The sequence below is a fragment of the Caballeronia choica genome (assembly GCF_001544535.1).
GTDB classification, from domain to species: Bacteria; Pseudomonadota; Gammaproteobacteria; order Burkholderiales; family Burkholderiaceae; genus Caballeronia; species Caballeronia choica.
The window spans coordinates 1-1,770 of sequence record NZ_FCON02000408.1; the positions used below are offsets into that span (position 1 = coordinate 1).

The 1,770-nt window shown below is 56.7% G+C and carries 2 pseudogenes; both read left to right on the plus strand.

The features are described from left to right. Positions 1-300 (plus strand): annotated as a pseudogene (locus AWB68_RS50525) (hypothetical protein); the annotation flags it as partial. 213 nt (positions 301-513) lie between these two features. After that, positions 514-1,325 (plus strand): annotated as a pseudogene (locus tag AWB68_RS44530) (transposase); the annotation flags it as partial. Positions 1,326-1,770: the final 445 nt, after the last annotated feature.

A 1,770-nucleotide genomic window follows, 5' to 3' on the forward strand; every position in this document is an offset into this window, starting at 1 on the left:
TGGAGAGCCCGTCGCGGGAAAACTGCACAGCGGGTTCGGAGGGAGGGGACGGCGATCGCCGTTTCCTACCCCTATCCGGTGTTTGCATACGCACATCACTATCAGGGTGGTCAGGGAGATATGCCGCTGACCTATCCGAAAGGCCGGGATTTCTCTGAGCCTTTGCCGTCATTCGAGATGCAGCCCGGGTTGCGACTGTGGGTGCTTCCGTTCGATCTGGAAGCGAAGATGCTGCTTTTGCCGCAAAGTTGGTCTCAGGAGCCCTTGCCGTTGAAAATTCGTTCGGCACGGGCACTTTAGACGTATTCGAAGCGAACACTTCGGCCATTGCCGTCGTTGGTTCAACGACATGACAGCGGCGTGAGGAGCCCATTGCCGTCGTTCAAAGACCGGTTGAACTTGTCGATCGTGAATGGCCGCTGTCGGGGAAATCGAATGTTCGTTGACGACCGAGGCTGTGTGAAAACGTGTTGATCGCCTATAGTTAGGCAACACGTTTTCCGATGGTGGCCCATGAAGCGATTCATCGAAAGCGCGGCGCGAGATCAAGTCGCGTTGCTAACGAGTGTCTCGACGATTACGTAGATGTAGAGAACCCCGTACGGGTGGTTGATGTGTTCGTCGATGAGCTTGACCTGGTGGGTCTTGGCTTCGAGCGAGCCTCGCCTTCCTTGATTGGCCGACCGGCATATCATCCATCGACCTTGCTCAAGCTTTACATCTACGGGTATTTGAATCGGATTCAATCGAGTCGGCGCCTCGAGCGCGAAGCACAACGGAATCTCGAATTGATCTGGCTGACAGGCCGCTTGACTCCTCACTTCAAGACTATCGCTGACTTCCGATAGGATACGGAGCTGCAATCCGCAAAGTGTGCCGCGAGTTTGTTTTACTGTGCCGACGGTTGAAACTATTCTCAGATGCTACGGTAGCCATCGACGGCAGCAAATTTAAAGCGGTCAACAATCGAGACAAAAACTTCACTGAGCGCAAACTCCAGGCTCGCATGGAGCAACTCGAGCAAGGCATCGACCGCTACATGGATGACTGGACAGGGCCGATCGAGAGCCAGCGAGCCTGCCGGACGAACGCATCCCTCACCTGAAGGAGAAGATCGAGAAGCGCAAGTGCAAAAGCTCGGTGAAATCGAGACGCTGATGCGCGCGACTCCCGATGGCCAGATCTCGCTGAAGGATCCGGACGCGCGCTCTGTGGCAACCAGCGGGCGTGGCACGGGAATGGTCGGCTACAACGTGCAAACCGCTGTAGATCTTAAGAATCACATGATCGTTGCCCATGATGTCGTCAATGTTGGTCACGATCGCCTCGGTCACGCATCGATTTCTACCACCAGCCAATACCTGCACGCGGATGACGATGATCGCCATCGCGCAACCGAGTGCGGGCTCAAACTTAATTGGTGAAGGTCGCACCCACTGGTCCGGGATCTCACCGTGCAACGACTCTTCATCGTGGGACTCCTGCGCGCACCCTGCAAGTTGGTTACGATCATTCATGATGGCCTCCGCAGATTTGATTCGCTTACTGACCGGTGATCGTCCCTGGCTTTGATCGTCCCTGTCTGGGTCTGCATGCTGGGTCTGTCCGATACACGGAAGGAGAGGGTTTTGAGCCCCTCGCGGCGAGAGGGTGGATGGCGCAGACGCGGGCAGCGCGACGGTGGCAGGTTGCTTTCCGTCCTTATTGAGTGCCTTCGAGCAGGCCGAGCACCACGGCGCGGCGCACCGCGTGCTTGCGCGAACTTGCGTC